The organism is Bacillus mycoides, assembly GCF_000832605.1.
Taxonomy (GTDB): domain Bacteria; phylum Bacillota; class Bacilli; order Bacillales; family Bacillaceae_G; genus Bacillus_A; species Bacillus_A mycoides.
In genome coordinates, this window is sequence record NZ_CP009692.1 from 4861219 (window position 1) to 4888110 (window position 26892).

A 26892-nucleotide genomic window follows, 5' to 3' on the forward strand; every position below is an offset into this window, starting at 1 on the left:
AAACCTATTAGCTATTTTTAATCATAAATCTTAAACGTATTCCTATTAACACCAGAATTACACCTATAAATGGAAGGTAATCCGTATTATGCCCTGTAGCTGGAAGTTTTTGATTATTAGAACCGCCTTGTTCTTTTTCTGGTAAGTTAGGCTTTTCTACTTCTTCGCCTGGGCTTTCTGTTCCTTCACCTGGCTTTTCTATTCCTTCACCTGGTGTTTCTGTCTCTCCACCTGGTGTTTCTGTCTCTCCACCTGGTGTTTCTATCTCTCCACCTGGTTTTTCTGTCCCTCCACCTGGTGTTTCTGTCTCTCCACCTGGCTTTTCTGTCTCTCCACCTGGTGTTTCTGTCTCTCCACCTGGTGTTTCTGTCTCTCCACCTGGTGTTTCTGTCTCTCCACCTGGTGTTTCTGTCTCTCCACCTGGTGTTTCTGTCTCTCCACCTGGTGTTTCTGTCTCTCCACCTGGTGTTTCTGTCTCTCCACCTGGTGTTTCTGTCTCTCCACCTGGTGTTTCTGTCTCTCCACCTGGTGTTTCTGTCTCTCCACCTGGTTTCTCTGGACCTTTTCCTGTTTCTTTTTCATTGGTAATTTGAAGCTTTATAACTTCTACTTTCTCATTAGAAATCGTAAATTCAATTCCCTTATCAGATAAATTATATCCTTCTGGAGCCTGGACTTCTTTTAAAACGTAATCTCCTGGTTCCAGTTTCTTCGAAGTTGCTTTACCATTTTTATCTGATGTTAATGTGTCTATTTTTATTCCGTCTTTCAGAATTTCAAACACTGCACCTTCTAATTTTTTATCTGTATCATTAGCATCTATCTTTGTAATTTCTACTTGACCTGTGATTTTTTCTTTCACTTTTTCATTCAATACTTCTTGTTTTGCTACTTCATTTGCTACAACATTTACTTTTACTGTAACTTCTACCGCTTTGTAGCCTTCTGGCGCTTTCGTTTCTTCTAACGTATACTTACCTGGCACTAAGTTTTCGAATGTCACAACACCATCTTTATTCGTTGTTTTCGCTTCTCCAACTACTTGACCAGTTTCGTTTTTCAGTCTGAATTCTGCGCCTTCTAGAACTTTTCCACTCTCTGCATCCTTTTTGATTACTTGTAAGCTTCCTAGTTCTTTCGCATTTTCTACTTGTACTTGTACTACTTTGTTTGCTTCCACAACGACTTCAATTTCTTCTTTTAGTAATTTATATCCTTTTGGTGCTTTCGTTTCTTTTAACGTGTATTTTCCTGGTTCTAATTTTCCAGAGATGACTTTACCTGTTTTATCTGTTTGTAACATCTCTACTTTCTTACCATCTTTATACACTTCAAATTCTGCGTCTGATAAAAGCTTCGTTTTATCGTTTGCATCTACTTTTACGATTTCAAATTGACCAAGGCTCTTACTATTCGTTACTTTTACATCAACAACTTTTTCACCGTCGACTGTTACATGAATTACTTGTTTTGTTAACTCATAACCTTCTGGTGCTTTTGTTTCTTCTAACGTATACTCACCCGGTACTAGTCCTTCTACTTTAACCGTTCCAGACTTATCTGTTGTAATTTTTTCTTTTACAACATTTCCTTTAGCATCTTTCAATGTAAATACTGCGCCTGCTAAACGTTCCGCTTGATCTTTATCATCTGTTTTAATAATTTGTAGAGAGCCCAAGAGTTTTTCATTTTCTGCCTCTACTTTTACTACTTCTTTCTCATTTTGAATTGTTACTTTCCATTCTTTATTTGAAATCTTGTAACCTGCTGGTGCTTTCGTTTCTTTCACTGTGTATTCACCTAATGGTAATTTCGGTAACATCGCTTTTCCACTCTCATCAGTTTTCAACTCTGCTACCTTTTTACCATCTTTATACACAGTAAATTCTGCATCTGATAATAGCTTCGTTTTATCATTCGCATCTACTTTTACGATTTCAAATTGACCCAGAACTTTTTCGTTCATTACTTCCTGTTTTACTACTTCATTTGCTACAACATTTACTTCCACTTTTAATTCTACCGCTTTGTAGCCTTCTGGCGCTTTCGTTTCTTCTAGCGTATACTTACCTGGCACTAAGTTTTCGAATGTCACAACACCATCTTTATTTGTTGTTTTCGCTTCTCCAACTACTTGACCATTTTCGTTTTTTCAGTCTGAATTCTGCGCCTTCTAGAACTTTTCCACTCTCTGCATCCTTTTTGATTACTTGTAAGCTTCCTAGTTCTTTCGCATTTTCTACTTGTACTTGTACTACTTTGTTTGCTTCCACAACGACTTAAATTTCTTCTTTTAGTAATTTATATCCTTTTGGTGCTTTCGTTTCTTTTAACGTGTATTTTCCTGGTTCTAATTTCTTAGAGATTACTTTACCTGTTTTATCTGTTCGTAATGTATCTATTTTTTCACCATCTTTATACACTTCAAACTCTGCGTCCGATAATAGCTTCGTTTTATCATTCGCATCTACTTTTACGATTTCAAATTGGCCTGTAGCTTTTTCAGCGATTTTTTTATTCAACACATCTACAGTCACTGTTTTATTAGCAGCTACATCAACACGAACTGAGCTAGATGATAGTTCATAACCTTTTGGCGCTTCAACTTCTTTTAATGTATATGTTCCAACTGGAAGTTGTTTTGATAAAGCTGCACCTTTACCATCTGTAATAATTGTTTCAACAACATTTCCATCTTTATCTATAACATCAAATTTTGCACCTGGTAGCAGTTGACCAGATTCACTATCTTTTTTCAACAATTTAAATTGACCATTCTCTACTTTTTTCGTATTCTTCATAACAATTTCAATTACGTTTGTACCATTAATTGTTACTTTTACTGGTGTATCAACTTTTATATATCCTTCTGGTGCACTTATTTCTTTTACAAAATAGTCACCAAGTGGTAAATCCTTGACTTCAGCAATACCCTTTTCATTCGTTGTAACAGTAGCTACAACATTATTGTCTTTGTCTATAACATCAAATTTTGCATCTTTTAAAACAATGTTTTCATCGTTTGCATCAACTTTTTTAATTTGTAAATTTCCTTTTTCAACTGATGGATTTTTCCATTTCGGCCAGTTAAATTTAAAATTGTGAACCTCAAACCCATCTCTTTGGTGTAATCCCCCAACATAGGCTTGTCCATTAATAGAACCACCCTTTGTCTCTACAACAGCATTTGGAGCAAATACACTTCCTACTACGCCATATCCTTTTGTTGATATTTTTGTAGCATTCGGAAACGCCCAAATTACTTTACTAGCTAACTCAGTAAAAGGTGAATTAGGATCATATGCTTGTGATGTATTAATTAAGTCTGTTGCCATCCCAGTATTTTTCGTATCGTACAAAATTGCACCGCTACCAAAATTCACTTCTTCTGCGTCTGAATAAATAACAATAAAGTCTTTGTTATTTACATTCGGAAGATAAACATCTTTTACATCAAATGTTTTCTTTCCTGTTAAGCCTGAAGAAACATAAATATTAGGATTGTTTACATCCTCTCCGATGCCAAAACTCATATTAGGTTTTGGTTTATCAGTATGTAATTGACTCGCATTTCCAATTACACCATCAACGTCTTTTCTAAATTCTTTGAACTTGGCATCAATCTCTGCTTGCTCTTTATAAGAGATACGGTCATAAGATGACTTCATTGCACCTTCTGGGTCACCATCTTTTGTCATCGCCACTGTTCCATCTTGAATGATTACTTGTCCTGCTCCCGCTTTCGTAAATTGACCACCTAGTAATAATGATGGATATCCTTCATCTTTCCATGTTGCTCCAGCTAAGTTGTTTGCTCCAGTTGCAGCCGCTACGACTGTATAACTTGATGCGTTCATGTTCTTTTGAACAGCCATCGCACCCTCAATATCCGCACTCGTTGCACTATGATCACCAAAAATGATTGCGTTATAATAAGATGTATCGCCTAAACCTTTTAATTCTGTTGTAGCTGCCTCCGCTTTATACGGTAAATGGATTAAAAAATTCATACATACTAACAATATAATTATAAAACTACTGCATATCTTTTTTACTTTTTGACTTAATGATTTCCTCAAGAAATTCATTCCCCCTTTTCAAATTTCAAAAACTTATAACAAGAAGTACATTTCAGATGTACTTAAAACCTATTCATACTAATTTACAAATAATCCATTTAAATAAAACAAAGAAGCTCTACAACTAATTGGCGAAACTACTACAATTCATTTTTGAGATAATACGTGAACTAAACTAACATGCTGAAGTGTTTTTACGTACGGGAGCTCAATAAAATTAACTCGAAGAATATTTCATGTGGTGTAACTATTTTGGCAACATCATCCACTCTACAACAGTTTTCTAAAGTATTCAAGTGAATTGTATGGATTACAGACACAATTCCTCGCCTGAAACGCTTTCATTTCTTATTGGAATATTGATTTAAACTTTTCAAATAAAGTCGACAAAAAAACGTAGCCAAAAAGCTACGTTTTTCTTTCATCGTTTCGGTGTATGTTTATGATTCTTTAAAAAAGGAAGCGGGAATTGCTTACGAAAATGCTCTTTAATCATGTACTCTACGCCGTTCTCAGTATTAGAACGTGTAATCCAGTCCGCCGCTTGCTTTAATTCTACAGGAGCGTTCCCCATCGCTACCCCAAGCCCAACATTTTCAATTACCTCTAAGTCTTCTACGCTATCTCCAATCGCAACCATTTCACTAAGGTTAATATTTAAATGCTCCCCAAGTAATTGTAAACCACGTAGTTTTGATACATTTTGAGGGAGAATTTCTATATGTCTTTCATCACACTCGACGTACTCTACATCTTGAAATGCCTTTTTTAACGTATTCATCCCTCTTTCTTTTTCACCTTTCGTATGGAAAACAATATCAATTTTTGGCGCAGCTACTGGATGATCACGCAGTGCATCCCCTAGCGAATCTACAAATTGAACTGGATAAAATAACGGATCTGCGCTTGATAATACAGTACGCGCAATTAAGTTTGGTGTATTTCTCTCACGATTCCCAATTGAATATCGTTCATGAGAAATGCGAACATTACAATCAAAATGCTCTAACACTTGCACAATATTAAAGGTTTTCTCTTCAGATAATCTCCTTTGAGCGAACGGCTTATCTAACGATGCTGAAACGAAAGCACCGCCATGCGTAACTAATATAGAATCTAATTTTAACGCCTTCGCTATTTTATGAGCAGATTGAAAATTACGATTCGTAAATAATGTAACGTATACATCTTTTCTTTTCACAAAGTCAATTGTTTCTCGTATCCCTTTTGCGATTTTTCCGTTGTTGTATAGTAGTGTCCCATCTATATTAAGAGCTAGTAAGCGATAAATCATGTCGCACTCCCCCTCTTCGCTGTTGTACTCTATCCATAATTTATGAAATAAATGTAGTAAATAGAACGAGTTAGAATTACTACTGAAAATTTGGTTTACTATATACATATACAACTGGCAAAGGAGATAGTACAATGCAGGCACCACCTTCTTTTTATGAAGGCGATACATTAGTGATCGCAAAGAAGTTACTCGGACATAAACTCGTTCATATTGTAGACGGCATAAAGCGGAGCGGAATTATTGTAGAAGTAGAAGCATACAAAGGTCCAGATGATAAGGCCGCTCATAGTTACGGAGGCAGACGGACTGATCGAACAGAAGTAATGTTCGGCGCACCAGGACATGCTTACGTATATTTAATTTACGGCATGTATCATTGCTTTAACGTAATTACAGCAACAATCGGCACCCCGCAAGGAGTTCTCATTCGTGCTCTTGAACCTGTAGATGGAATCGAAGACATGAAACTAGCGCGCTACAACAAAACTGACATTACGAAAGCTCAGTATAAAAACTTAACAAATGGCCCCGGAAAACTATGCCGCGCGCTCGGAATCACTTTAGAAGAGCGCGGCGTATCACTTCAAAGTGATACGTTACATATTGAATTAGTTCCTGAAGAAGACCATTTATCATCCACACATAACATAATAGCTGGCCCTCGTATTAATATTGATTATGCAGAAGAAGCCGTTCACTATCCATGGCGGTTTTATTATGAAAAGCATCCGTTTGTTTCAAAATAAAGAAGCTATCCTATAAGTAAGTGAAACCAACTTATAGGATAGCTCTTTTTTCGTAATTCATCACACGTCGAAAAGCCGAAATCCGGGCTCGGATTTCGGTTTTGTTTCTATAAAAGAAACCGTTGTTCCTCCAACATTGCCAAATACAGCTCATCTCCAAAGAGAAAATCTTAAAAGCATTATTTTTTTAATGCATAATAATTATCCAAATTGAATTTCGACATAATGAAAGTTCCTGTTGGCGTTAAAAGTTGTGACATAGATTGTATGACCTGCGGTAATTTCGCTGGCTCAATAGGATGTGATAACAAAATGTACTGGAATTTTTCATCTGTAAATACCTCATGTAACTTGTCATACTCAGCAGAAGTTGTAGGAGCTACCCTATTTGCAAGAGCTGCTGCTTTTTCATTAATTTCTGCTCCAAATATGGGAACTGCCGGGTAACGCCTTTTCATTTCTAATAAAGTTGCACCACATCCAGCTCCTATATGAAGAATATTCACTTTATCAGGCGCAAATCGATCTACAATTGCTAGTAAATCATAATGAATGTATAAACTTTCACCATAAAACCCCCATTTTTCATACAATTTTATATTATTTTCATGTAAAACTACAGAAAATTTCATACTATCTTCTTTCCATGAGACACTTCCGTAGTGATGAATAAATGTATCTTTACATAAATACAGTTTATATCCTTTTTCAAACATTCTTAGTGACAAATCATCATCTTCATAATTCCCCGGTGTAAATCGTTCATCTAATAATCCAACTTCATCTAACACTGATTTTTTTATAAGCATACAGAATCCGATTAATTTCATACGTTCTTCCCATTTATTTTTATCACTTTGATTATATAAAGTTGCAAACTTCTGCATTCCTTCAATATCTTTATAAAAGGTTGGTATAGCAGTATAGTAAGCGGCATTATTAGTTATGGGCCCTACCGCTCCAGTATCCTTACTTTCATATAAACACCGAATTAAGTTGCTTAGCCAATTTTCAGTTACGACCACATCATTATTCAATAATAGAATATTGTCACCTTTTGCCTCTTTAATTCCCTGATTGCATCCCTTTGGAAAACCCATATTCTCCGCATTTTCCACTAGCATAATATCCGATTGTTTTTGTAACCATTCTACAGTACCATCTGTTGACGCGTTGTCCACAACTATTAACTCATACTCTTGTTCCACTGTATAAGTTCTAATACTTTGGATGCATTCATTTGTATACTGTAATTGATTATGAGTCAATATAATTATACTTGTGAGCATGAATCAAACTCCTCTCAGCAGCCAAAATGATTATCTAGTATTATTAAATATTATTTTTCCGATAAACTATCAAAATATTTTCTATTATATTCAATGCTCGGATTATTAGGTATGAACAGTGCAGCTTGTTCGTTATGATAAATTGCCTTTTCATATTCTTTTATTCGATCATAACAAATACATAGTTGAATATGCGGCAACCATGTATGACACTCTTCCCGGACAAATGGAGAATCCTTTGGCCTGGGCCCGTCAATTGCTGCATGGTACCAATATATCGCTTTAGAATATTCCCCTTGTTGCAAAAATACACGTCCTAAGTGGCAACAAAGTTCTCCTCTAGGCGTGTCATACGTAAATGATTGCAAACAAGACTGTATAGATTTTTTTAAGTCCCCCAATTCTAGATAACATTCGGCTCTTTTTAAACATGCTTGAATGTTATCTTCAACCCAACCCTTTTCTTCATCTAAAAACCTAGAATACCCCTTAACAGCCTTATCAAATAATCTGTGATCCTTACATTCATTTGCATAATAGTACACATCGCGGGGGCTAAACTCTTTTCCACTCTCAAGATGTTTTTCATATATTTTCAAATTACGATTAGTATATGCTTTTTCTTTTTTATGACTTACCCCTACGTCACTATTTATAAGATTTCCATACACCTCTAAATATTCATGAACAAATCCATACCATTGAAAATTTTTACTTCTGTTGACTAATCGATATCTCCTTAAAGAATGTGTTGGATTTCCTTCTATATCAAAAGTTAAATAATATTTCATAGATACTGCATCCGTACTACGATCTAACGTATGTTTTAACTGCAACAATTTCTTTATATCTTCCGTATCTATTATGTCATCTGCGTCTAGCCAAAGAATATATTCTTTTGTAGCTTTAGAAAACGCAAAGTTTCGTGCCGCTGAAAAATCTTCAATCCATTGAAAATCATAAACTTTCGCGTCGTACTTCTTCACAATTTCTTTTGTAGCATCTGTGGAACCTGTATCTACAATAATAATTTCATCCACAACACTTTTAACCGATTCTAAGCATTTTGATATAGTTTGTTCTTCATCTTTTACAATCATGCATAAACTAATAGTAATGGAGTTTTCCATCATATCCCCCCTATCCTTTTGATGTATATGTTTGGAGAGAAATTTATATTTCTTTTGCTTCAAAATTGAGTTTGCATTTTACAAAAGAAACATAATGAGGCGGTGCAGTGAAATTGGATAGGGGAATTTCACTCGAAGATTGCAAATCAATGAAAAAAACCGAAGCCTGAACAAGACTTCGGTTCTTTATATAGAGAATACATAATTTCGATTCCTTTTTACTCCGCACCTTCCGCGGTCGCAATATCATTCTCTAAGTTTTCTCTTGATAATTCCGCCGCCATAAAATCAGCTGTTTCAGGAAGTGCTAAATGCATATGAGCTTTTTGACAAATTTGGATCGTACAGTTTTCCACAACATAGTCGAAAACATGTCCTCCCCCGCTTCTTTCATCATCAATATAATGTAAGTGGAAACCAGCTACACCAATACCTTGCGCATAATCTGGTGTCCAAAATCCAGCTAGCGTACCTTCTGTATCTTTAAACGAAAAAATCGGTTGTGATTTCGTCACTTCAACGAGCGGCGTATACGGTTTTTCTTGTCTTGGAACAGTTCTCGTTCTAACTTCACGGAACGTACCGTCCATTCGAATACCATAAAATAAGTTTTTACTTGGCATTAACTCATGTAATAATGCTTCCACTTCTTCACGATTCATCGGACGCTCTACCGTATAACTCATTTCTTTTTCAAAAAACGTTACAGTCGCAAAAGGTGTTGTTTCTTCCGGTTCTACTTTTTCCGCTGAACCGTCTGAACGTAAATGGTAAAACTCATTATCAAACGCAATCATTTCACCATCTAATTGATCAAATGTACCGATGCCAAAATCACCACGTTCTTTCAGTTCTTCAAAATTAATAACACCATCGTATATACCATCTAATAGCGCAAGCATTGTAGATGTTTGATATACTTCATTACTCATTTTCGTTCTTTTTGCATCAATATCAATTAATTGCGCAACAGTCATCTCACTCATGCCCCCATCAGTTTAATTGGTTTGGTAATAATTTTTCGCTTAATTTAATGTTGTCACGGTAGTCAATTGGAATATCAATAATGACAGGACCTTCTGCTTCTAACGCTTCTCTCAATACACCTTCTAATTCGTCTGGTGTATTGACACGAAGACCTATTGCACCGAAACTTTCTGCATATTTCACAAGATCAACATCGCCAAACTCTGTAGCTGATGTTCTACCGTATTTCATCATTTGTTGGAACGCAACCATATCATATGTACCATCTCTCCAAACGAGATGGACAACAGGCGCATTTAAACGTACCGCTGTTTCTAATTCCATCGAAGAGAATAAGAAACCACCATCACCTGACACGGAAACAACTTTCTTGCCCGGTTCAACTAAAGTAGCGGCAATTGCCCAAGGAAGTGCAACACCTAACGTTTGCATACCGTTACTAAATAATAGTCTACGTGGTTCATAAGAACGGAAACATCTCGCCATCCAAATAGAATGGGAACCGATGTCACATGTAACGGTTGTATCGTCACTAATTAAAGAACGAAGTGTACGAATGACTTGAAGTGGATGCGTAACACCTTCTGAAGCACGGTTTGGAACTTCTGCTTGCTCTGATAATTTCGAGCGTAATCGTTCTAAAACTGCTTCTGATTTCGTATTTAATACAAGCTTCGGTAATTTCTCCGCAATGCTATTTACAGTTAAAGCGATATCACCAATTAATTCACGCTCTGGTTGGTAATCATGATCGATATCTGCTTGGTGATCATCAAGGTGAATAATTGTTCTATCGCCAAGTTTATTCCAGAATTTCGGATCATACTCAATTGGGTCATAGCCGATAGAAATAACAAGATCCGCTTCTTCTAGTAAAATATCACCTGGTTGGTTACGGAATAATCCAACGCGGCCGAAGAAATGATCTTCTAACTCACGTGAAATCGCGCCAGCTGCTTGATACGTTTCAACAACAGGAAGTTCTGTATCAGCAATTAACTCACGAACTGCTTTCGTTACTTCATTTGTGCTCGCTCTCATGCCGAGTAAAATAACTGGTAATTTCGCTGATTTTATTTTTTCTACTACATATGTAATTTCATTTGTGGGAGCGATTCCAAGCTGTGGCTTAGAAAGCGCACCGATAGATTCTACTGTCGTTTCCGCAGTCATAACGTCTTGCGGAAGGCTTACAAGTGTTGCTCCTGGATTTGTAGAAGTAGCACTTCGAAATGCATTAGTAAGTGCTTCTGGTACATTATCAGGATGCTCGACTTCTACGCTATATTTAGTGATTGGTTCGAATAATGCAGCATTATCCATAGATTGATGCGTACGTTTTAATCGATCTGTACGCGGAACTGCACCAGCTAAAGCAACAACGGGATCACTCTCCGCATTCGCAGTAACAAGACCTGTCGCTAAATTTGATGTCCCTGGTCCTGAAGTTACAAGACATACGCCCGGTTTCCCTGTTAATCTACCAATAGCAGCTGCCATAAATGCTGCATTTTGTTCATGACGACAAACAATTAACTCTGGTCCTCTTTCTTGCAGTACATCAAATACAGAATCAATCTTCGCTCCTGGAATACCGAAAACATGTGTAACACCTTGTTTAATTAAACAATCAACAACAAGATCTGCTCCTCTTGTTTTTGTTTTCACGTCGTTTGCTTTTACACCTGTACTCAAACTAATCATCCCTTTATTTCATAATGTGTGTAATAAAGATTTTTAATTTCACCTAGTTAATTAACGTGGTGAAGTATCATTTATCATTATATTACAAATGCATTATTTTTCCAACGATATGAATTTGACAGTTTTTTGACAACCTCTAAGGAATACGCTTACAACCCTTTGTTTATCCTAAAATAATATTTTTATATCTCCTCTAAAAATGCACGAAAAAATTCCATCTAATCACAGTATTAATAAGATTATAGTACCTTGCAAAGAACACTACTAAATGATATATTTGTAAATATTGGAATACCCAATAATTGGAACGCACCTTATAATTCGTATCCCCCTTTTCAAAAGATAGGATTTTCAGCTGTAATTCATCATTTTATAAAGGAAAGTGATTGTTATGAACAAAAGTGAATTTTTGGAACAACTTAGTTCTTCCCTGCGGAATATGCCTAATGTAGAAAAGAAAGATATTATCTCAGAGTACGAAACTCATTTTATCAGTGGTAAACAAGATGGGAAATCTGAAGAAGAAATTGCTAGAAAACTAGGAAACCCTAAAACGATCGCGAAAGAACTTAATGTTTCCTATGCAATACAAAACGCGGACAATAAACGAAGCTTCAAAAATATGATAACCGCACTATTTTCTGTTATGAGCTTAAGTTTTTTAAACTTTATATTTATCATTATCGCCTTTTTCTTATTACTCTTTCTATTACCGATTCTTCTAGCACTTATAATTGCCACTCCATTCTTAATCATTTCACCTATTTTATTAATAGGGTTAGGATTTTTTAACGGGTTTCATCAAATCAGTTATTCCAATGTCTATAATGTATTCATAGCTTTTTGCATCGGCTTACTCATATCCGTAATATCTTACCAAATGATAAAACATGTATACTCACTTTTAGTAAAGTATTTAAAATGGAATTTAGCCGTTTTACAAAGATACTAATGAATGAAAAAGGAGATTAAAATGAAGAAATATACTTTATATTCACTCATGTTACTTACAATTTTATTTCTATCAGCTTGTTCAAACAGTGCACAACCTAAGGAAGAAAACGATGTGCAATCTATTAAAGATGTAACGATAAAAATTCCAGAAACTATATTCACTTCCTCAAAAAAGAATGAAACGATTAACGAAAACGAAATGAAACAAAATATAAAAACTTATTTAGATTATAGCGGAGAGTTAGACGAAAACATCGTTCCACTTTCATCATCTATGTCTGACGAGAATGTCACGGAATCCGACCGAGAGAAATTAAAGCAACTAGTAGATTTAGCGCAACAAAATGATGCGAATTTCCATGATTTTATTAGTAACAATACGATCCCTGATGATTACAAAAAACCTTCGAAAGAAATGTATGAATTCATTTCAGCATCTACGGCACTTTCAGTAGAACTAGAGCACGAATTAGACAAAATCGCGCAAGATGGTAACTTATTCAAAACTGATTTTTCTTTTACAAAACGCTTTGAGAAAGTTAATGGTAGGAAGCAAAAAGAAATTGAAAAGTTTTTGAAAGAAAAAAATATTAGAACTGAGTATTTCAACAAGTAATTACATATGTAAAAGAGAAATTGAAAGATACATCATATATCCCCTTCAAAACAGTCACTAACACATGGCTATTTTGAAGGGGATTTTTTTGTGGAAGGACTATCAAATTTCCTACACAAAAAAACGCCCCCATACTAGGAGCGTCTTCTATCATTACGCTTGTTGCGCGCTATATAATTCTTCAAGTGGCTTCATGATAATTTTGTTAACGTCAGTGATAACGATGTTTAAACGTTGCTCAGTTTCCATTAACTTTGTGATTTTTGCATCTTGTTGAATGCGAGCTACAACTTCTTGTGCTTTTTGGTTGTCTTCTTCAGTGATTTCTTGGCCTTGCATCATTTTTTGTTGTAAGCCAAGTTGCATCGCGCGGAACTCTTCGAATAAGTTCTTTGACTCTGCATCTCCTTGTACTGCTGCGTAGCTTGCTTTTAATGTTTGGAAATCTTCGTTTTCAGCGATTGTTTTTTGTAATTCATATGCAACATCATGAATGTTTTTTGTCATTTTATTTTTCCTCCTTTAGAAGGCTAGCGCTTTTCGCTCGCACTGCCTTTTAAGTGCATTTACATACGCACCTCTTCCTACCATATCAAACTATGCAAGAGATGGGAAGAAATTTCACTTTTATTTCTATGCACCCATCTTTATTACTTAAGGAACAAGAGTAACAACCCTTGAATAAATCCAATTGTTCCTCCTAATAACGCCCCTAAATATGTAATCATTTTTAACTCATTTTTTGTAATGGACAATACGAGATCTTCTAGTCTCTCTGTTGAAAATGTAGATACTTCTTGCTGGACAATTTCCGCAAGCTGTAGATTTCCCAATATACTTCCCACATTTTCTGTCCCCCACTTCAAGCCTTTCTCTACTGCGCTAGGGACCACTTTTCCAACGATTGTTTCTCGTACTGGCTCACATACTTGCTGAACAGACTGATTTAAAAATCTACTCACTGTTTCCTCTACTTTAACCGCTGACAATATGGAGTTCACAATCATTTCTTTCTCTACGAACGTTTCTAATTCTTTTACGTCTCTTCCTTTTAACTTTTCCCACTCTTTTTGCAGTACATCAGTTAACAGACGCTCTGTTCCATCTTGTCCTAAAAACTTAATGACTTCCGGCTGCACGCGATCAACTAAACTTACATTCCCTAAAAACATACCAACTAAGTTAAGCAGCGTTCCCCTGGAAGCGAAAAAGTCATCAATCATTTTTGAAAGGCGTTCCTTTCCTTCTTCACTTTCCAAAAAGCTAATTCCTCTTTTTAAAATAAAAGATGCTACATTCGGAATCGCATTCTCTACTTTTTCATGAACAGAATGAGGTAACGCCTGTTCCCATGTATATGTATAGTACTCTGCTAAAAATGCATGAATTTTTTCTGTAATAACATGTTCGATTTTCCCGATCGCCTCTTCTTCTACATGTTCTAAATTCCATTTTTCTAACATATCCCGTAACGACTGTTCATTTGTAATTACTTTATCAACTTCCACTTGTGTCCAGCGAATTAAACTGGTTTGAAAATCTTTATTTGTTAGTTTTTTTCCGATTCCTTCTGGTGTTAACAAATGGTCTACAACCATTTTACCTAATTGAACAGCAAGCTCATCGCGGCGCTTCGGAATTAACCCTGGCGTAAATGGAACCTGAAACTTCCCAATATAAATCGGACGATGAGGACGAAATAACATTTTTATCGCTAAATGATTTGTGTATCCTCCAATAATTGCCCCGAGCCCTGTCGTCATTAACATATTTAACCATATATTCATCACAATCAACCTTTCACTTCTCCAAAACTATAGCATATCATCATACGGACAAAAGTATAATGGTATAAAAACGTATTTGCAATATATAGCTTCGCCTATAATGCAAACATCTTATTACTAAAGGAGTGATTTCGTTGGTTCTTGGTCTTTTAACTTCCGGGCTCCATCACGAGCAAACGTATTACACCGAAATCGCTAAGCGAGCTCGTCTTTATCATAACGTCGTTGCCCAATTCACACCGTTTAGCATTGATTCAAAGACAGATCTTGTTTCTGGTCTTATTTACGATACAGATACAGGAAATTGGATAGATCAAACCTTTCCCATTCCTTCATATATATATGATCGTTGTCATTTCAAAGAGGATGAGGAATTCCAACAAGCAAATGCGATTATTCATTCATTACACAAACGTTCTTCCACTACCTTTTTAAACAACACACTTATTAACCCAAGCGATTTACACAATCTTTTTCTTACTAATAAACGTCTTTCCCCTTACGTACCAAAAATAATAAAAGGAACAGTACAAGGAATTTTTAAATTACTACTAGAAACAAGAGATATTATTATAAGACCAATCAATATACACTCCAATGAAAATTTATATCGGGCCACTTACAAAAATAAAACATTTCATATCGATACAATAAATGAACAACATCATACTTCTACTCAATTCAAACGAACAGATAAATTTATATCATGGTGCAAATCGAACATACACTCATTCCGTTATATGATTCATCCAATGTTACAACCTCCAAATCAACTATCATATCCGATTCATATTCGAACCATTATGCAAAAAAATAAAGAACAGAATTGGAAAGTGCTCGGTCAATTTATACAAAAATCTTCATTCCCAGCACAATTTTTACTTTCAGCAACAGAACGTTCTATGTTACATCCATTTTCTAAAATTAAATATTTACTTTCTCCAACTGGCGTTCAATTATTAAAAGATGCTTTACATGATGTTGTAAATGAAGTGTTTAAAACAATCGATCAGTCCTATTCTTCATTATTTGAACTAGAGCTTTCTACCATTATGGATCAAAAAGGTGCCATTTGGCTTATGTACGTCAATACGATGCCATCTTACGATGTTTATACTAGGTACAACGACGAACTGGCTGAACAAATTTTTCATGGTCCATTAAAGTTTAGCCGATTTACACCATAACGAAAGGAGGAAATCCCCGTTGAAAGAGCACATATATACATTAAGTATTTCAGATGAGCATCCAAATAGTATTACTTTACCTTACGTTTTTTCTATTACACCACCAATTACATCCTTTTTCTTTGGCTTACGTTATATTACATGTGAGAATATTAAAATTCATTATTCATTCACGCGAGAAATTATTATTGGCGAACAGATTGCAGCCGATCTTTTACTACCGCATTCAGCAACAATCCATGCCTTCTTACACAATCAAACCATTGTTTTCGGCCCATTAATCGGGATTTTCACAACTGGCTTTAACGATGATTCTAATTCTCCTTTAGGAAGTCGTTCCATCTCTCTCAGTGAGTTATTAACACCACCATTCACATTGCAGCCATTTGTATTTGTCTTTGGCATTCAACATATAAACTGGGAAGAGGAAACAATTGAAGGGTACTTCTTTCAAGAAGGAAAATGGGTAAAAAACAAAGTCCCTTTACCAAATGTCATTTACGACCGATTACCAAATCGGCAAGCAGAAAATTACAAACCTATCGTAAGAGCAAAAAAACGTTTAGAAAGCGACTATGGGATTCCGTGGTTTAATCCGGGATTTTTCAATAAATGGGAAGTGCATCAACTTTTAATGAAAGAAGATTCAATTAAACCATTCTTACCAAATACAGAAGTATTTCAACATTTTGAACAAGTAGAACGACTTCTCGGTACGTATAAGTACATTTATATGAAACCAATACACGGTAGCTTCGGAAGAAATATTCATCAAATACTCTATTCTCAAACTGATAATTGCTACTATTGTCGTTATCGTGAAAATGAACAAAACAAACTAAGAAAGTATCAATCATTAGAAGCCCTTCTTAACCATGTGTTAAAAGGACATGATTTAAAAAAGTTTATCGTACAACAAGGTATCTCACTGCTCCGATTCGAAGGGCAACCCGTCGATTTTCGCATTCATACAAATAAAAACCATTTTGGTAATTGGGTAGTCAGTGCAATCGTCGCAAAAATCGCCGGCAAAGGTAGCTTAACAACTCATGTAAATAGCGGCGGTGATACGAAATTACTTCAGGAACTATTTCCTGATTCAACAAAGCAAGTTCAAATTGAAAATAAACTAAAACAAACAGCCTTACAAATCAGTTATGCACTTGATGGGCAAGTAACCGGGAACATTGGAGAAATTGGTTTTGACATTGGTTTAGACACCACGGAAAACCCGTGGCTATTTGAAGCAAATTCTAAACCGGGGCGAACTGTATTCCAAGATGAAAAGTTAAAAGAACAAAGTGAACTTACGCGCCAATTATTTTATGAATATGCCATCTATTTAACTGAACACTCTTTGCGCGACACGAAAGAAAAAATGTCACAAATAAAATCAGGTCCTTCGTCACATACCGAAAACATCCCTTCCCCTATGATTAACTCACAAATACAAAAACAAAAACTTCCACCTCCTTCATAAGGTGGAAGTTTTTTATTTAAACGAGCTTCACTACAACTTCTGTTTCCACATTACATACTCCGCAATAAAAAACATGATTGCAATACTCCTGTGAATTATTATGTGTTAAACCGTCTACTGCACTTAATAATTCTTGATCCATATATGCACTGTAATCGTCTATGTAATCTACAGTTTTCCCATAATCTTGGAGTATACCTTGGCAATTTTGACAAGAATATGTTTGTAATTCTAGCGCGTTGCAAAGCGGGCAAATTCCCATCATGATTCCTCCATACGTTATCGTTTAAAAACAATTAAAAAGCCCTTTTTTTAGATTGAAGAGAGCATCTAGCCGTGCATAGACGCGGTCAGTTCCTTTTTCTGCCCCATCCTGGGTTAAAACAGAACTATGTAGTTGCTCCCGATTTAATTTTCATTTTACTAAGCTTTAATTTTTCTCACTTTAATTACATTTTCGTTTAAAAGCCTCTTTTTTAGATTAAAGAGAGCATCTAGCCGTGCATAGACGCGGTCAGTTCCTTTTTCTGCCCCATCCTGGGTTAAAACAGAACTATGTAGTTGCTCCCAATTTAAATTTCATTTTACTAAACTGGAATTTGTCTCACTTTAACAAATCATAAGTTAAGTAAGCCAAGCTGGTTATACAAAGAAAAAAACGCATATGATTTCGCTCTTAGTTTAGCCTTCTTTCTTAAAAATACAACGATTACTCTTATTTCATAATTTACGAAATGATGAAATATTTTTTACAAAATTTACAAATTATTTTTTTGTATATCTTTCTAGGTAACATCCATACTATGAGTACAAACTTAATTACCGATGGATTAGCGCCAAACGGGGCGATAATCTGGTTCAAATCCAGCTAGTCCAACCAAAAAAATTTTTATAACTCTAAGGAGGATATATTCCTATGGCAAACCAAAGTTCTTACAATCAATTAGTAGTACCAGGTGCAACAGCAGCAATCGATCAAATGAAGTACGAAATCGCTCAAGAATTTGGTGTACAATTAGGAGCAGATTCTACGGCTCGCGCTAACGGTTCTGTTGGTGGAGAAATTACAAAACGTTTAGTTGCAATGGCTGAGCAAAGCCTTGGCGGATTCCAAAAATAAATATATATGGCAAAAAGGTCTCAGGGCATATGCCCTGAGACCTTCCTTAATTTATTGCAACATTTGTAAAAACTTCTTCGTTCGTTCTTCTTTTGGATTTGTAAATACATCTTCCGGTGTACCTTGTTCGACAACGACACCGCCATCCATGAAAATAACACGGTTCGCAATTTGATGAGCAAAGCGCATTTCATGCGTTACAATGACCATCGTCATTCCTTCTTTAGCAAGTTCTTTCATAACCTTTAAAACTTCTTGAACTAGCTCAGGATCAAGTGCTGACGTTGGCTCATCAAATAGTAAAACTTCCGGCTCCATCGCAAGCGCACGAGCGATTCCAACGCGCTGTTGTTGTCCACCTGATAATTGGAACGGATATAAGTCTACTTTATCCGCAAGACCAACTTTTTCAAGGAAATAGTTTGCTTTTTTCTTCGCTTCTTCTTTCCCCATCTTTTTCACTGTAACGAGCCCTTCCATTACATTGTGAATTGCTGTTAAATGAGGAAATAGATTATGGTGCTGGAATACCATACCTGTTTGCGTACGAAGATTTACAATATCTTTCTTCGATACTTTTTGAGAGAAATCGAGCTCTTTATTGCCGATACGAATGTTACCAGCGTTCGGCGTTTCTAACACGTTGAGACAACGTAAGAATGTCGTCTTACCAGATCCAGATGGCCCGATAATAACAACCACTTCGCCCTTCTCAACTGATAAGTCTATATGTTTTAATACGGTATTATCTCCGAAACTTTTTTGTAAATGTTGAATTGAAATCATAAAAACAAAAACTCCTTTTATGAAAGGGTTATTTTAGAGTATAACGTTCTGAACGTTTTTCTAATATTTGTTGCACGATAGATAATAAGAAGCAAATTACCCAATAAATTAGACCTGCTTCAAAATAAACAATTAAAAACTCATAGTTCATTGCCGCAATTTCCTGCGCTTTTCGGAACATTTCTGTTACTAAAATTAACGACGCTAATGACGTATCCTTCACTAAACTAATAAATGTATTCGAAAGCGGCGGAATTGATACGCGTGTTGCTTGTGGTAAAATAACACGTTTCAATGCTTGCGGGTATGTCATCCCAATTGTGTAAGCCGCTTCCCACTGTCCTTTCGGGATTGAAAGGATAGAAGCACGAATAATTTCAGATGCATATGCACCTACATTTAATGAAAATCCAATAACTGCTGCTGTATATGGCTCAACTTCAATATTAAGAGTTGGAAGACCATAGAAAATAATAAATAACTGTACAAGAAGTGGCGTTCCGCGAATGATAGATACATAGATACGAGCAATCCATTGTAAAATACGACTACCTGAAATACGTGCGAGCGCTGTTAACGTCGCAAGTATAATACCGATAATAAATGTAATAAGCGTTAACGGAATTGTCGTAAAGACAGCTTCCTTCAGCATAGGCGCGAAGGAAGTCTGCATAATATCTATCCAAGTAGACAATCGATCTGACATCAATGCGCTACTTAGATACATTTTCACCGAACCATTTTTTCGTTATTTTATCGTACGTACCATCTTTTTTCATATCTTCTAACGCTTTATTTACTTCTTGTACAAGTTTGTCGCTACCTTTACGGAATAAGAATCCACTTTGTGACGCTTCTTTTTCTGTATCTACAATTTTAATTTTTGCATCTTTTTTCGTTTCTAAATAGTTTAACACTGATAATTTATCATTGATTGTAAAATCAACGCGGCCAGAACTTAATAATTCTGCTGCTTGGCTAAATCCTTCTACACCTGTGATTTCCGCACCATTTTTCTTAGCAATATCTGCGTAGTTACTCGTTAAAGATTGCGCTGCTTTTAATCCTTTTACGTCAGCAAATGTAGCAGGTTTATCTTTATCTTTCGCAACAACTAATGCTGCTGAAGAAGAAATGTATGGACTAGAGAAGTCATATTTCTTTTGGCGATCTTCACGAATACCAACTTCGTTCGCAACCATGTCGAAACGTTTTGCATCTATTCCTGCAAGTAAGCTATCCCATTGTGTTTCTTTAAATACAGGCTTTACACCTAAACGTTTTGCAACTTCTTCTGCTAATTCAACGTCAAACCCAGTTAATTTATCGTTTGTATCGTGGAACGTAAATGGTGGATATGTACCTTCTGTACCAATTACAAGCTCACCGCTTTGTTTTATCTTCTGTAATGCATCTTGATTAGCTGTATCTTTTTTCTCTTCTTTACCGCAGCCCGCTACAATCCCAATCGCTAATGTAGTTACTGCAAGCACTGAAAATAATTTTTTCATGATAGTAGTCCTCCAAGTATTCTGATAGGAATTTAAAAACTATATTGATTGTATGCAATTTCGAACAATTTTTCAATGAAAATGTTCTTATTTAGTTTAACCTTTTTCTTCATAATCAAACAAAATGGAAAAATAGCGCTACATACAAAAAATAAGTAACATTTTTTAATATAGCATTTATAAAGAAAAAGGTAAAACAATACCTACTTATTTATAAGTTTTTCAGCCGGTGAAATATATTAACTTCTAAGCGGACAATCCGATCAAAAAAGAACTTGCGAAAATCGCAAGTTCTTCTAAAAATTAAGCACTCTGGTTTCCTTCCATTTGCGTTTTATACATATCGTAATAACGCCCGCGCTTTTTCATTAATTCATCATGGGAACCTTTTTCCAAAATCGTTCCTCTATCAAGCACAATAATTTGATCAGCGCTCTTAATTGTTGAAAGACGATGAGCGATAATAAACGTCGTTCGTCCTTTCTTCACAACTTCTAGCGCTTGTTGAATCATCGCTTCTGTTTCTGTATCAATACTGGAAGTCGCTTCATCTAAAATTAAAATAGCAGGATCAAAAGCAAGTGCCCTAGCAAACGATATAAGCTGACGTTCTCCGGTTGAAAGTGTACTTCCTTTCTCCGTAATTTTTTCATCTATATTGTTCGCAAACCTTTCCGCACCAACATCACGTAACGCCTTCACGATGCGATCTTTTGAAATTTTTTCATTTTCTAAGCTTACATTGGATGCCACTGTCCCGCTAAATAAAAACGGATCTTGCAATACAATTCCCATATGTTCACGTGTTGCTTGTTTCGGCATCTCTGTTACATCATGACCATCAATCGTAAGCTTCCCTTTTTGAAATTCATAAAACTGAAAGAGCACATTCATAATGGAACTTTTTCCTGATCCAGTATGACCGACAAGTGCCACTGTCTCCCCTTGTTTCGCTTCAAAAGAAATATTTTTTAATACTTCATCTTTTCCATTGTAAGAAAACGAAACATTATCGAATTTCACATTTCCGGTTAAGCGAGGCATACGTTCTTCTTCTACTGCCTCTCCCTTTTCCTCTAGCAATTCAAAGACGCGCTCTGATGCAACACGCGATTGCTCTAAGTTAGCAAGTTGGTTCACCATGTTCGTAATTGGCGAGAACAATCTCGTTAAATAATCGACGAAAGCATACAGTATCCCTAGAGAAAGGAGGCCAGAAGCACTTAATGAAGCACCACCGAAATACCAAATTACACCTGTAAAAGCGATGTTTCTTAATACAGACACTAAATTATGCGAAGTTGCTGCATTTAAATTTAAAATTTTATTTTGATATTTAAAATAATCACCATTTAACTCTTCAAATTCCTTCTTCGTTTCATGTTCTTGACGAAATGCTTGAATAATTGGCATCCCTTGAATTGATTCATTCACTGTTCCGTTAATATCCGATAAACGCGAACGCATTTTATGATTGTATACAGACGCATACTTTCTATACATAATCGCCCAAACAATTAAAATTGGGATGATGAGTAAGCATAGTGCCGCCAGTTTTACATCAAGTAAAAATAGCGCAGCGAAAATCCCGATAATATAGATGATACTAGAGACGAATGTCGCAAGCACTGTTACATATAAATCACGAATCGCTTCTGTATCATTCGTTACACGCGAAACAATTTTCCCTGCTGGTAAATGGTCAAAATAACGAATTGGCAACGTTTGAATATGAGAAAAGACGTCTTCCCTCATAATTTGAATAATTTTGTTTGCCGCCTTCTGTAAGAAGAACTGCTTTCCGTATGCAAATAATGATACGACTACTAATAAAGCGAAATATCCACCGCCAAGTAGTAATAACCTATTTATTTCTGGTTTATAAAACGCAAATACTTCTTCTTTCGTTAAGGCTTTTGATTTATACACTTGCACTGCCTTACCACTTTGTACTGTAAGCACATCACCCTTAACAGAACGAGTTCCTTCAAGCGTTATTTTATTCGGTACAAAATAGTACTGAAAACCAACTTGAATCACTCGGACTTCTTTCCCTTTTTGCTCACCTTGTTCAAAGCGATCACTTCGCTTATAAAAGGCGCCATTATATGAAACAGCATCCTCACTCTTTTCTGTTTCATACCAGGGTCTCTCTATTCCAACGATATGCTCATCGATCATCGTTTTTGCGACGAAAGGACCCGCGAGTTCTGCAATAACGAAAACAAATAGCATCGCCATCGCTGCAAAAATCGGCCCTTTTACTTTCATCGCGTATTGAAACAATCGTTTTGAAACACTCATATTTTCACCCCACTATCCGTACTTTCACTTTCACCTTGTTGTCTTTCGAACTGCTCTGCATACCAGCCCCCATTTCGAACGAGCGCTTCATGCGAACCTTCTTCAATAACCTCACCGTTATCCATAACGAGAATCCAATCAGCATGCTGCACTGCTGACAAACGATGCGTTGTTATAATCGTCGTCTTCCCGCTTCTTTCTGTTCGTATGTTTTCAATAATTGCCGCTTCAGTACGAGCATCAACAGCTGATAAAGAATCGTCCAAAATTAAAATTTCCGGATTTTGAATAACAGCCCTCGCAATCGAAATCCTTTGCTTTTGCCCACCTGATAAAGAAACACCTTTCTCTCCAACGAGCGTTTCTAAACCTTCCGGTAAAAACTCTAAATCCTTTTTAAACGCAGCTATTTCAATCGCTTTTTCAAGTTCTTCTTCAGTCGCTTCTCTATTTCCGAATAAAATATTTTCCTTCGCTGTTTTTGAGAACAAAATGTGTTCCTGAGGTACATACCCAATCCAGCCAAGTACGTTATCATTCGTAATTTTATCTAGCTTCACATCAGAAACCGCAATATCCCCTTCCCCAAGTGGATATTGACGAAGAAGCTGACGAACGAGCGTCGTTTTCCCGCTTCCTGTTTTCCCAACAACTCCAAGTGTCTCTCCTTGTTTTAATGAGAATGAAACATTTTTTAAATTTGTTTCAATTGATGAAGGATATGAAAAAGTAACATTATCAAATTGAATGTAATCTGGCTCTTGTACAACCTTTGGATCTTTCGGATTCTTTACATCCGGTTCATAAGCTAACGTTTCATTTACACGGTCGAGCGACGCATTTCCTCTTTGCATAACATTAATCAATTCACCAATTGCAAACATCGGCCAAATCATCATCCCTAAATAGACGTTAAAAGAAACGAGCTCACCAAGTGTCACCTTTGATTGGAATACGAGATATGCACCGTACACTAAACCAATTAAATAACTAAGACCGACGAGCATTTTTACAGTTGGCTGGAATAATGCATCGATTCTTGCTACTCTCATATTTTTCTCGTATACGTCATCTCCTAAATGATGAAACCTTTCTTGATCAGCGTTCTCCTGTACATACGCACGAATAACGCGTACACCCGCAATTGATTCAAGTACTTTATCGTTCATATCCCCGAACGCATCTTGCGCGACTGTAAATCTTTCATGCAACTTCTTTCCGTATCTATTCATCGCATATGCCATAATCGGAAGCGGTATAAGCGCAGCAAATGTTAACTGCCAACTAATTGAGAAGCCCATCATACAAACGATTGTAAGCATATATAGACTAGAATCAACGAGCGTTAATATACCAAAACCAGCTGTCATGGAGATTGCTTTTAAATCATTTGTCGCTCTCGCCATTAAATCGCCAGTACGATTTTTTTGATAAAACGTCGGTGTCATCTTAAGTAAATGCCCCATAAATTTTGAACGCATCGTTTTCTCAAGTACGAACGCACCGCCAAATAGTTGGTGCTGCCAAATGAAAGTAAGCACATACCCACCAATCGTTACCCCAAGTAAAATAAAAATATATTGCATAATCGCCTCATTCGTTAAGGCTCCCGTTTTAATATTATCAATTGTAATTCCTAACACTTTCGGTGGAATTACCTCTATCACGTTTACAATTAAAAGTACCCCAATTGCGATACTATACCTTTTCCAATGCTCTCTAAAAAACCAGCTTAACTTTAGTAATACTGAAAACAATATAACCTCCCCTTTCTCGTTCCCGTTTGATTCACATTTCTTTACCCGCTATCCAAACCCATCACATTTACATTTCGTAAGCCATACAATTTCATCACATTTTTCCACCTTCCAAATTCTGATTTTTTATAGTAACCACGCAAACAAGGAAAATAAAGTGAAACTTTAATCAGTGGGGGTTTTGTTCATTCCCCACTGATTATTAGCCCGCAAATAGCGGGATAAACAAAAAAAAAGCATACCGCCGCTTGACGATATGCAAAGAATGCATAAAAGCGTACGTTACGATATACGCAACGTACGCTTCTCATAAGACGCAAAGGTCCTATATATCCGCACGGGTTGCGTAATGATATGAATGTTTTCCGCCATTTAACAGAGCTAAGCCCATTACATTTACGATTACAATCATTACGCACACCCCCTTCATTTATTTTCCATTTATAATCTTACAACTTTATTGAGTATTCCGTCAATTGTTTTTTTCGCTTTAGAATAAAATAATCTTTTATCACAAAAAATGAAAGTGATGCATTCTACTTATAATTCAGTTTGAAATAAGGGAATCTTCTGTAAGAAAGGGCATACAAAACAAAAAAATAATAAGAAATCGTTTTCACAAACATTTCATTTGAAAAATATTATCAAACCACCTACAATCACCTTATACTCACTCTTACAAGTTGCTATTTTAGGAGGACTAATCATGACAACTAGCAATACGTACAAATTTTATTTAAACGGAGAATGGAGAGAAAGCTCTTCAGGTCAAACAATCGACATTCCATCTCCATACTTACACGAAGTAATTGGGCAAGTACAAGCAATTACTCAAGGAGAAGTAGATGAAGCAATTGCATCTGCAAAAGAAGCTCAAAAATCATGGGCTGAAGCTTCTCTACAAGATCGCGCAAAATATTTATATAAATGGGCTGATGAGCTCGTAAATATGCAAGATGAAATTGCCGATATCATTATGAAAGAAGTCGGTAAAGGCTATAAAGATGCGCAAAAAGAAGTCGTTCGTACAGCTGACTTAATTCGTTACACAGTTGACGAAGCACTTCACATGCACGGTGAAAGCATGATGGGTGATAGCTTCCCTGGTGGATCTAAATCTAAACTTGCGATTATTCAGCGCGCACCACTTGGTGTTGTATTAGCAATTGCACCATTTAACTACCCAGTAAACTTATCTGCTGCAAAACTTGCACCAGCACTTATTATGGGTAACGCCGTTATCTTCAAACCAGCAACTCAAGGTGCAATTAGCGGTGTTAAAATGGTTGAAGCACTTCATAAAGCTGGCCTTCCAAAAGGTCTTGTAAACGTAGCTACAGGACGCGGTTCTGTAATTGGTGACTACTTAGTAGAACATCCTGGCGTAAATATGGTATCGTTCACAGGTGGTACAAATACAGGTAAACATTTAGCGAAAAAAGCTGCGATGATTCCACTTGTATTAGAACTTGGTGGTAAAGATCCTGGTATCGTTTGTGAAGATGCAGACTTACAAGAAGCTGCAAAGCATATCGTAAGCGGTGCATTCTCTTACTCAGGTCAACGTTGTACAGCTATTAAGCGTGTACTTGTACATGAAAATGTAGCAGACGAACTAGCTGGCTTATTAAAAGAGCAAGTAGCTGAACTATCAGTAGGATCTCCAGAACAAAACAGCACAATCGTTCCATTAATCGACGACAAATCTGCTGACTTCGTTCAAGGTTTAATTGACGATGCTGCTGAAAAAGGTGCAACAATCGTTATCGGTAACAAACGTGAGCGCAACCTAATTTATCCAACATTAATCGACAACGTAACAGAAGAAATGAAAGTTGCTTGGGAAGAGCCATTTGGCCCAATCCTTCCAATCATCCGTGTTTCTTCTGACGAACAAGCGATTGAAATTGCTAACAAATCAGAGTTCGGTCTGCAAGCAAGTGTCTTCACAAAAGACATTAACAAAGCATTTGCAATTGCTAACAAAATCGACACTGGTTCTGTTCAAATTAACGGACGCACAGAGCGCGGCCCTGACCACTTCCCATTCATCGGTGTAAAAGGTTCAGGTATGGGCGCACAAGGTATTCGTAAGAGCCTTGAGTCTATGACTCGTCAAAAAGTAACTGTATTAAACTTAGTTTAATCTTATATGTAG

At 36.3% G+C, this 26892-nt stretch carries 20 protein-coding genes and 1 pseudogene; 7 read left to right on the forward strand and 14 right to left on the reverse strand.

Annotated elements, in window-relative coordinates; translation table 11 throughout:
* Positions 1-7 precede the first annotated feature (7 nt).
* Both BG05_RS32295 and BG05_RS26745 read right to left on the reverse strand, forming a co-directional pair.
* Positions 8-4079 (reverse strand): annotated as a pseudogene (locus BG05_RS32295) (SpaA isopeptide-forming pilin-related protein).
* Positions 4080-4500: 421 nt separating this feature from the next.
* Positions 4501-5373 (reverse strand): Cof-type HAD-IIB family hydrolase, encoded by an 873-nt coding sequence (locus BG05_RS26745; protein WP_000640394.1) that lies wholly within the window; start codon positions 5371-5373, stop codon positions 4501-4503.
* A gap of 134 nt (positions 5374-5507) precedes the next feature.
* On the opposite strand from BG05_RS26745, the gene BG05_RS26750 reads away from it, so the two are divergent.
* Positions 5508-6122, forward strand: coding sequence for a DNA-3-methyladenine glycosylase (locus BG05_RS26750; RefSeq protein WP_003187571.1), 615 nt, complete (start codon positions 5508-5510; stop codon positions 6120-6122).
* A gap of 179 nt (positions 6123-6301) precedes the next feature.
* On the opposite strand, the gene BG05_RS26755 is transcribed toward BG05_RS26750, so the two are convergent.
* From BG05_RS26755 to alsS, 4 genes are all read right to left on the reverse strand, one after another.
* Positions 6302-7411 carry a glycosyltransferase gene (locus BG05_RS26755; protein ID WP_016126612.1) on the reverse strand — a complete coding sequence of 370 codons (1110 nt, stop codon included), beginning with the start codon at positions 7409-7411 and terminating at the stop codon, positions 6302-6304.
* Between the two features lie 50 nt (positions 7412-7461).
* Positions 7462-8541 carry a glycosyltransferase gene (locus BG05_RS26760; RefSeq protein WP_002125520.1) on the reverse strand — a complete coding sequence of 360 codons (1080 nt, stop codon included), beginning with the start codon at positions 8539-8541 and terminating at the stop codon, positions 7462-7464.
* 218 nt (positions 8542-8759) lie between these two features.
* The gene (alsD, locus tag BG05_RS26765) at positions 8760-9518 is read right to left on the reverse strand and encodes an alpha-acetolactate decarboxylase (protein WP_002030021.1); all 759 of its coding nucleotides are present in this window, start codon (positions 9516-9518) and stop codon (positions 8760-8762) included.
* A 16-nt stretch (positions 9519-9534) separates the two neighbouring features.
* Positions 9535-11223, reverse strand: a complete 1689-nt coding sequence (gene alsS, locus BG05_RS26770; RefSeq protein ID WP_016119662.1) for an acetolactate synthase AlsS — start codon at positions 11221-11223, stop codon at positions 9535-9537.
* A gap of 400 nt (positions 11224-11623) precedes the next feature.
* On the opposite strand from alsS, the gene BG05_RS26775 reads away from it, so the two are divergent.
* Both BG05_RS26775 and BG05_RS26780 read left to right on the forward strand, forming a co-directional pair.
* A complete protein-coding gene (locus BG05_RS26775; RefSeq protein WP_003187563.1) occupies positions 11624-12184 on the forward strand; it encodes an HAAS signaling domain-containing protein in 561 nt (186 codons plus the stop codon).
* Positions 12185-12205: 21 nt separating this feature from the next.
* Positions 12206-12802 carry an NDxxF motif lipoprotein gene (locus BG05_RS26780; RefSeq protein WP_002169078.1) on the forward strand — a complete coding sequence of 199 codons (597 nt, stop codon included), beginning with the start codon at positions 12206-12208 and terminating at the stop codon, positions 12800-12802.
* A 153-nt stretch (positions 12803-12955) separates the two neighbouring features.
* Here the strand turns inward: BG05_RS26780 and BG05_RS26785 are convergent, their stop codons facing one another.
* Complete coding sequence (locus BG05_RS26785; RefSeq protein ID WP_002125511.1) at positions 12956-13309, reverse strand: YlbF/YmcA family competence regulator; 354 nt, start codon at positions 13307-13309, stop codon at positions 12956-12958.
* A 143-nt stretch (positions 13310-13452) separates the two neighbouring features.
* On the reverse strand, positions 13453-14598 hold the full coding sequence (locus BG05_RS26790) for a DUF445 domain-containing protein (RefSeq protein WP_002125510.1): 1146 nt from the start codon (positions 14596-14598) through the stop codon (positions 13453-13455).
* A gap of 125 nt (positions 14599-14723) precedes the next feature.
* On the opposite strand from BG05_RS26790, the gene BG05_RS26795 reads away from it, so the two are divergent.
* Positions 14724-15776: a YheC/YheD family protein gene (locus BG05_RS26795; protein ID WP_003187556.1), complete on the forward strand. Its 1053-nt coding sequence runs from the start codon at positions 14724-14726 to the stop codon at positions 15774-15776.
* A 19-nt stretch (positions 15777-15795) separates the two neighbouring features.
* Positions 15796-17256 (forward strand): YheC/YheD family endospore coat-associated protein, encoded by a 1461-nt coding sequence (locus BG05_RS26800; RefSeq protein ID WP_003187554.1) that lies wholly within the window; start codon positions 15796-15798, stop codon positions 17254-17256.
* A 16-nt stretch (positions 17257-17272) separates the two neighbouring features.
* On the opposite strand, the gene BG05_RS26805 is transcribed toward BG05_RS26800, so the two are convergent.
* Entirely contained in the window at positions 17273-17518 is a 246-nt protein-coding gene (locus BG05_RS26805; protein ID WP_002186650.1) for a hypothetical protein, read from the reverse strand.
* A gap of 654 nt (positions 17519-18172) precedes the next feature.
* On the opposite strand from BG05_RS26805, the gene sasP reads away from it, so the two are divergent.
* Positions 18173-18376 (forward strand): small acid-soluble spore protein, SasP family, encoded by a 204-nt coding sequence (gene sasP / locus BG05_RS26810; RefSeq protein WP_000013349.1) that lies wholly within the window; start codon positions 18173-18175, stop codon positions 18374-18376.
* Positions 18377-18427: 51 nt separating this feature from the next.
* On the opposite strand, the gene BG05_RS26815 is transcribed toward sasP, so the two are convergent.
* The 5 genes from BG05_RS26815 to BG05_RS26835 all read right to left on the reverse strand — a co-directional run bounded on the left by BG05_RS26815 (position 18428) and on the right by BG05_RS26835 (position 24734).
* Positions 18428-19162 (reverse strand): amino acid ABC transporter ATP-binding protein, encoded by a 735-nt coding sequence (locus tag BG05_RS26815; RefSeq protein ID WP_002010843.1) that lies wholly within the window; start codon positions 19160-19162, stop codon positions 18428-18430.
* Between the two features lie 28 nt (positions 19163-19190).
* Positions 19191-19889 (reverse strand): amino acid ABC transporter permease, encoded by a 699-nt coding sequence (locus tag BG05_RS26820; RefSeq protein ID WP_033706449.1) that lies wholly within the window; start codon positions 19887-19889, stop codon positions 19191-19193.
* Positions 19876-20673: an amino acid ABC transporter substrate-binding protein gene (locus tag BG05_RS26825; protein WP_002010840.1), complete on the reverse strand. Its 798-nt coding sequence runs from the start codon at positions 20671-20673 to the stop codon at positions 19876-19878. The genes BG05_RS26820 and BG05_RS26825 overlap by 14 nt, the downstream gene beginning before the upstream one ends.
* A 303-nt stretch (positions 20674-20976) precedes the next feature.
* Positions 20977-22977, reverse strand: coding sequence for an ABC transporter ATP-binding protein (locus BG05_RS26830; protein WP_002140515.1), 2001 nt, complete (start codon positions 22975-22977; stop codon positions 20977-20979).
* Entirely contained in the window at positions 22974-24734 is a 1761-nt protein-coding gene (locus BG05_RS26835; RefSeq protein ID WP_002063973.1) for an ABC transporter ATP-binding protein, read from the reverse strand. The genes BG05_RS26830 and BG05_RS26835 overlap by 4 nt, the downstream gene beginning before the upstream one ends.
* 706 nt (positions 24735-25440) lie before the next feature.
* Between BG05_RS26835 and gapN the strand changes: the two genes are divergently transcribed.
* Entirely contained in the window at positions 25441-26880 is a 1440-nt protein-coding gene (gene gapN, locus BG05_RS26840; protein WP_002010835.1) for an NADP-dependent glyceraldehyde-3-phosphate dehydrogenase, read from the forward strand.
* Positions 26881-26892 lie beyond the last annotated feature (12 nt).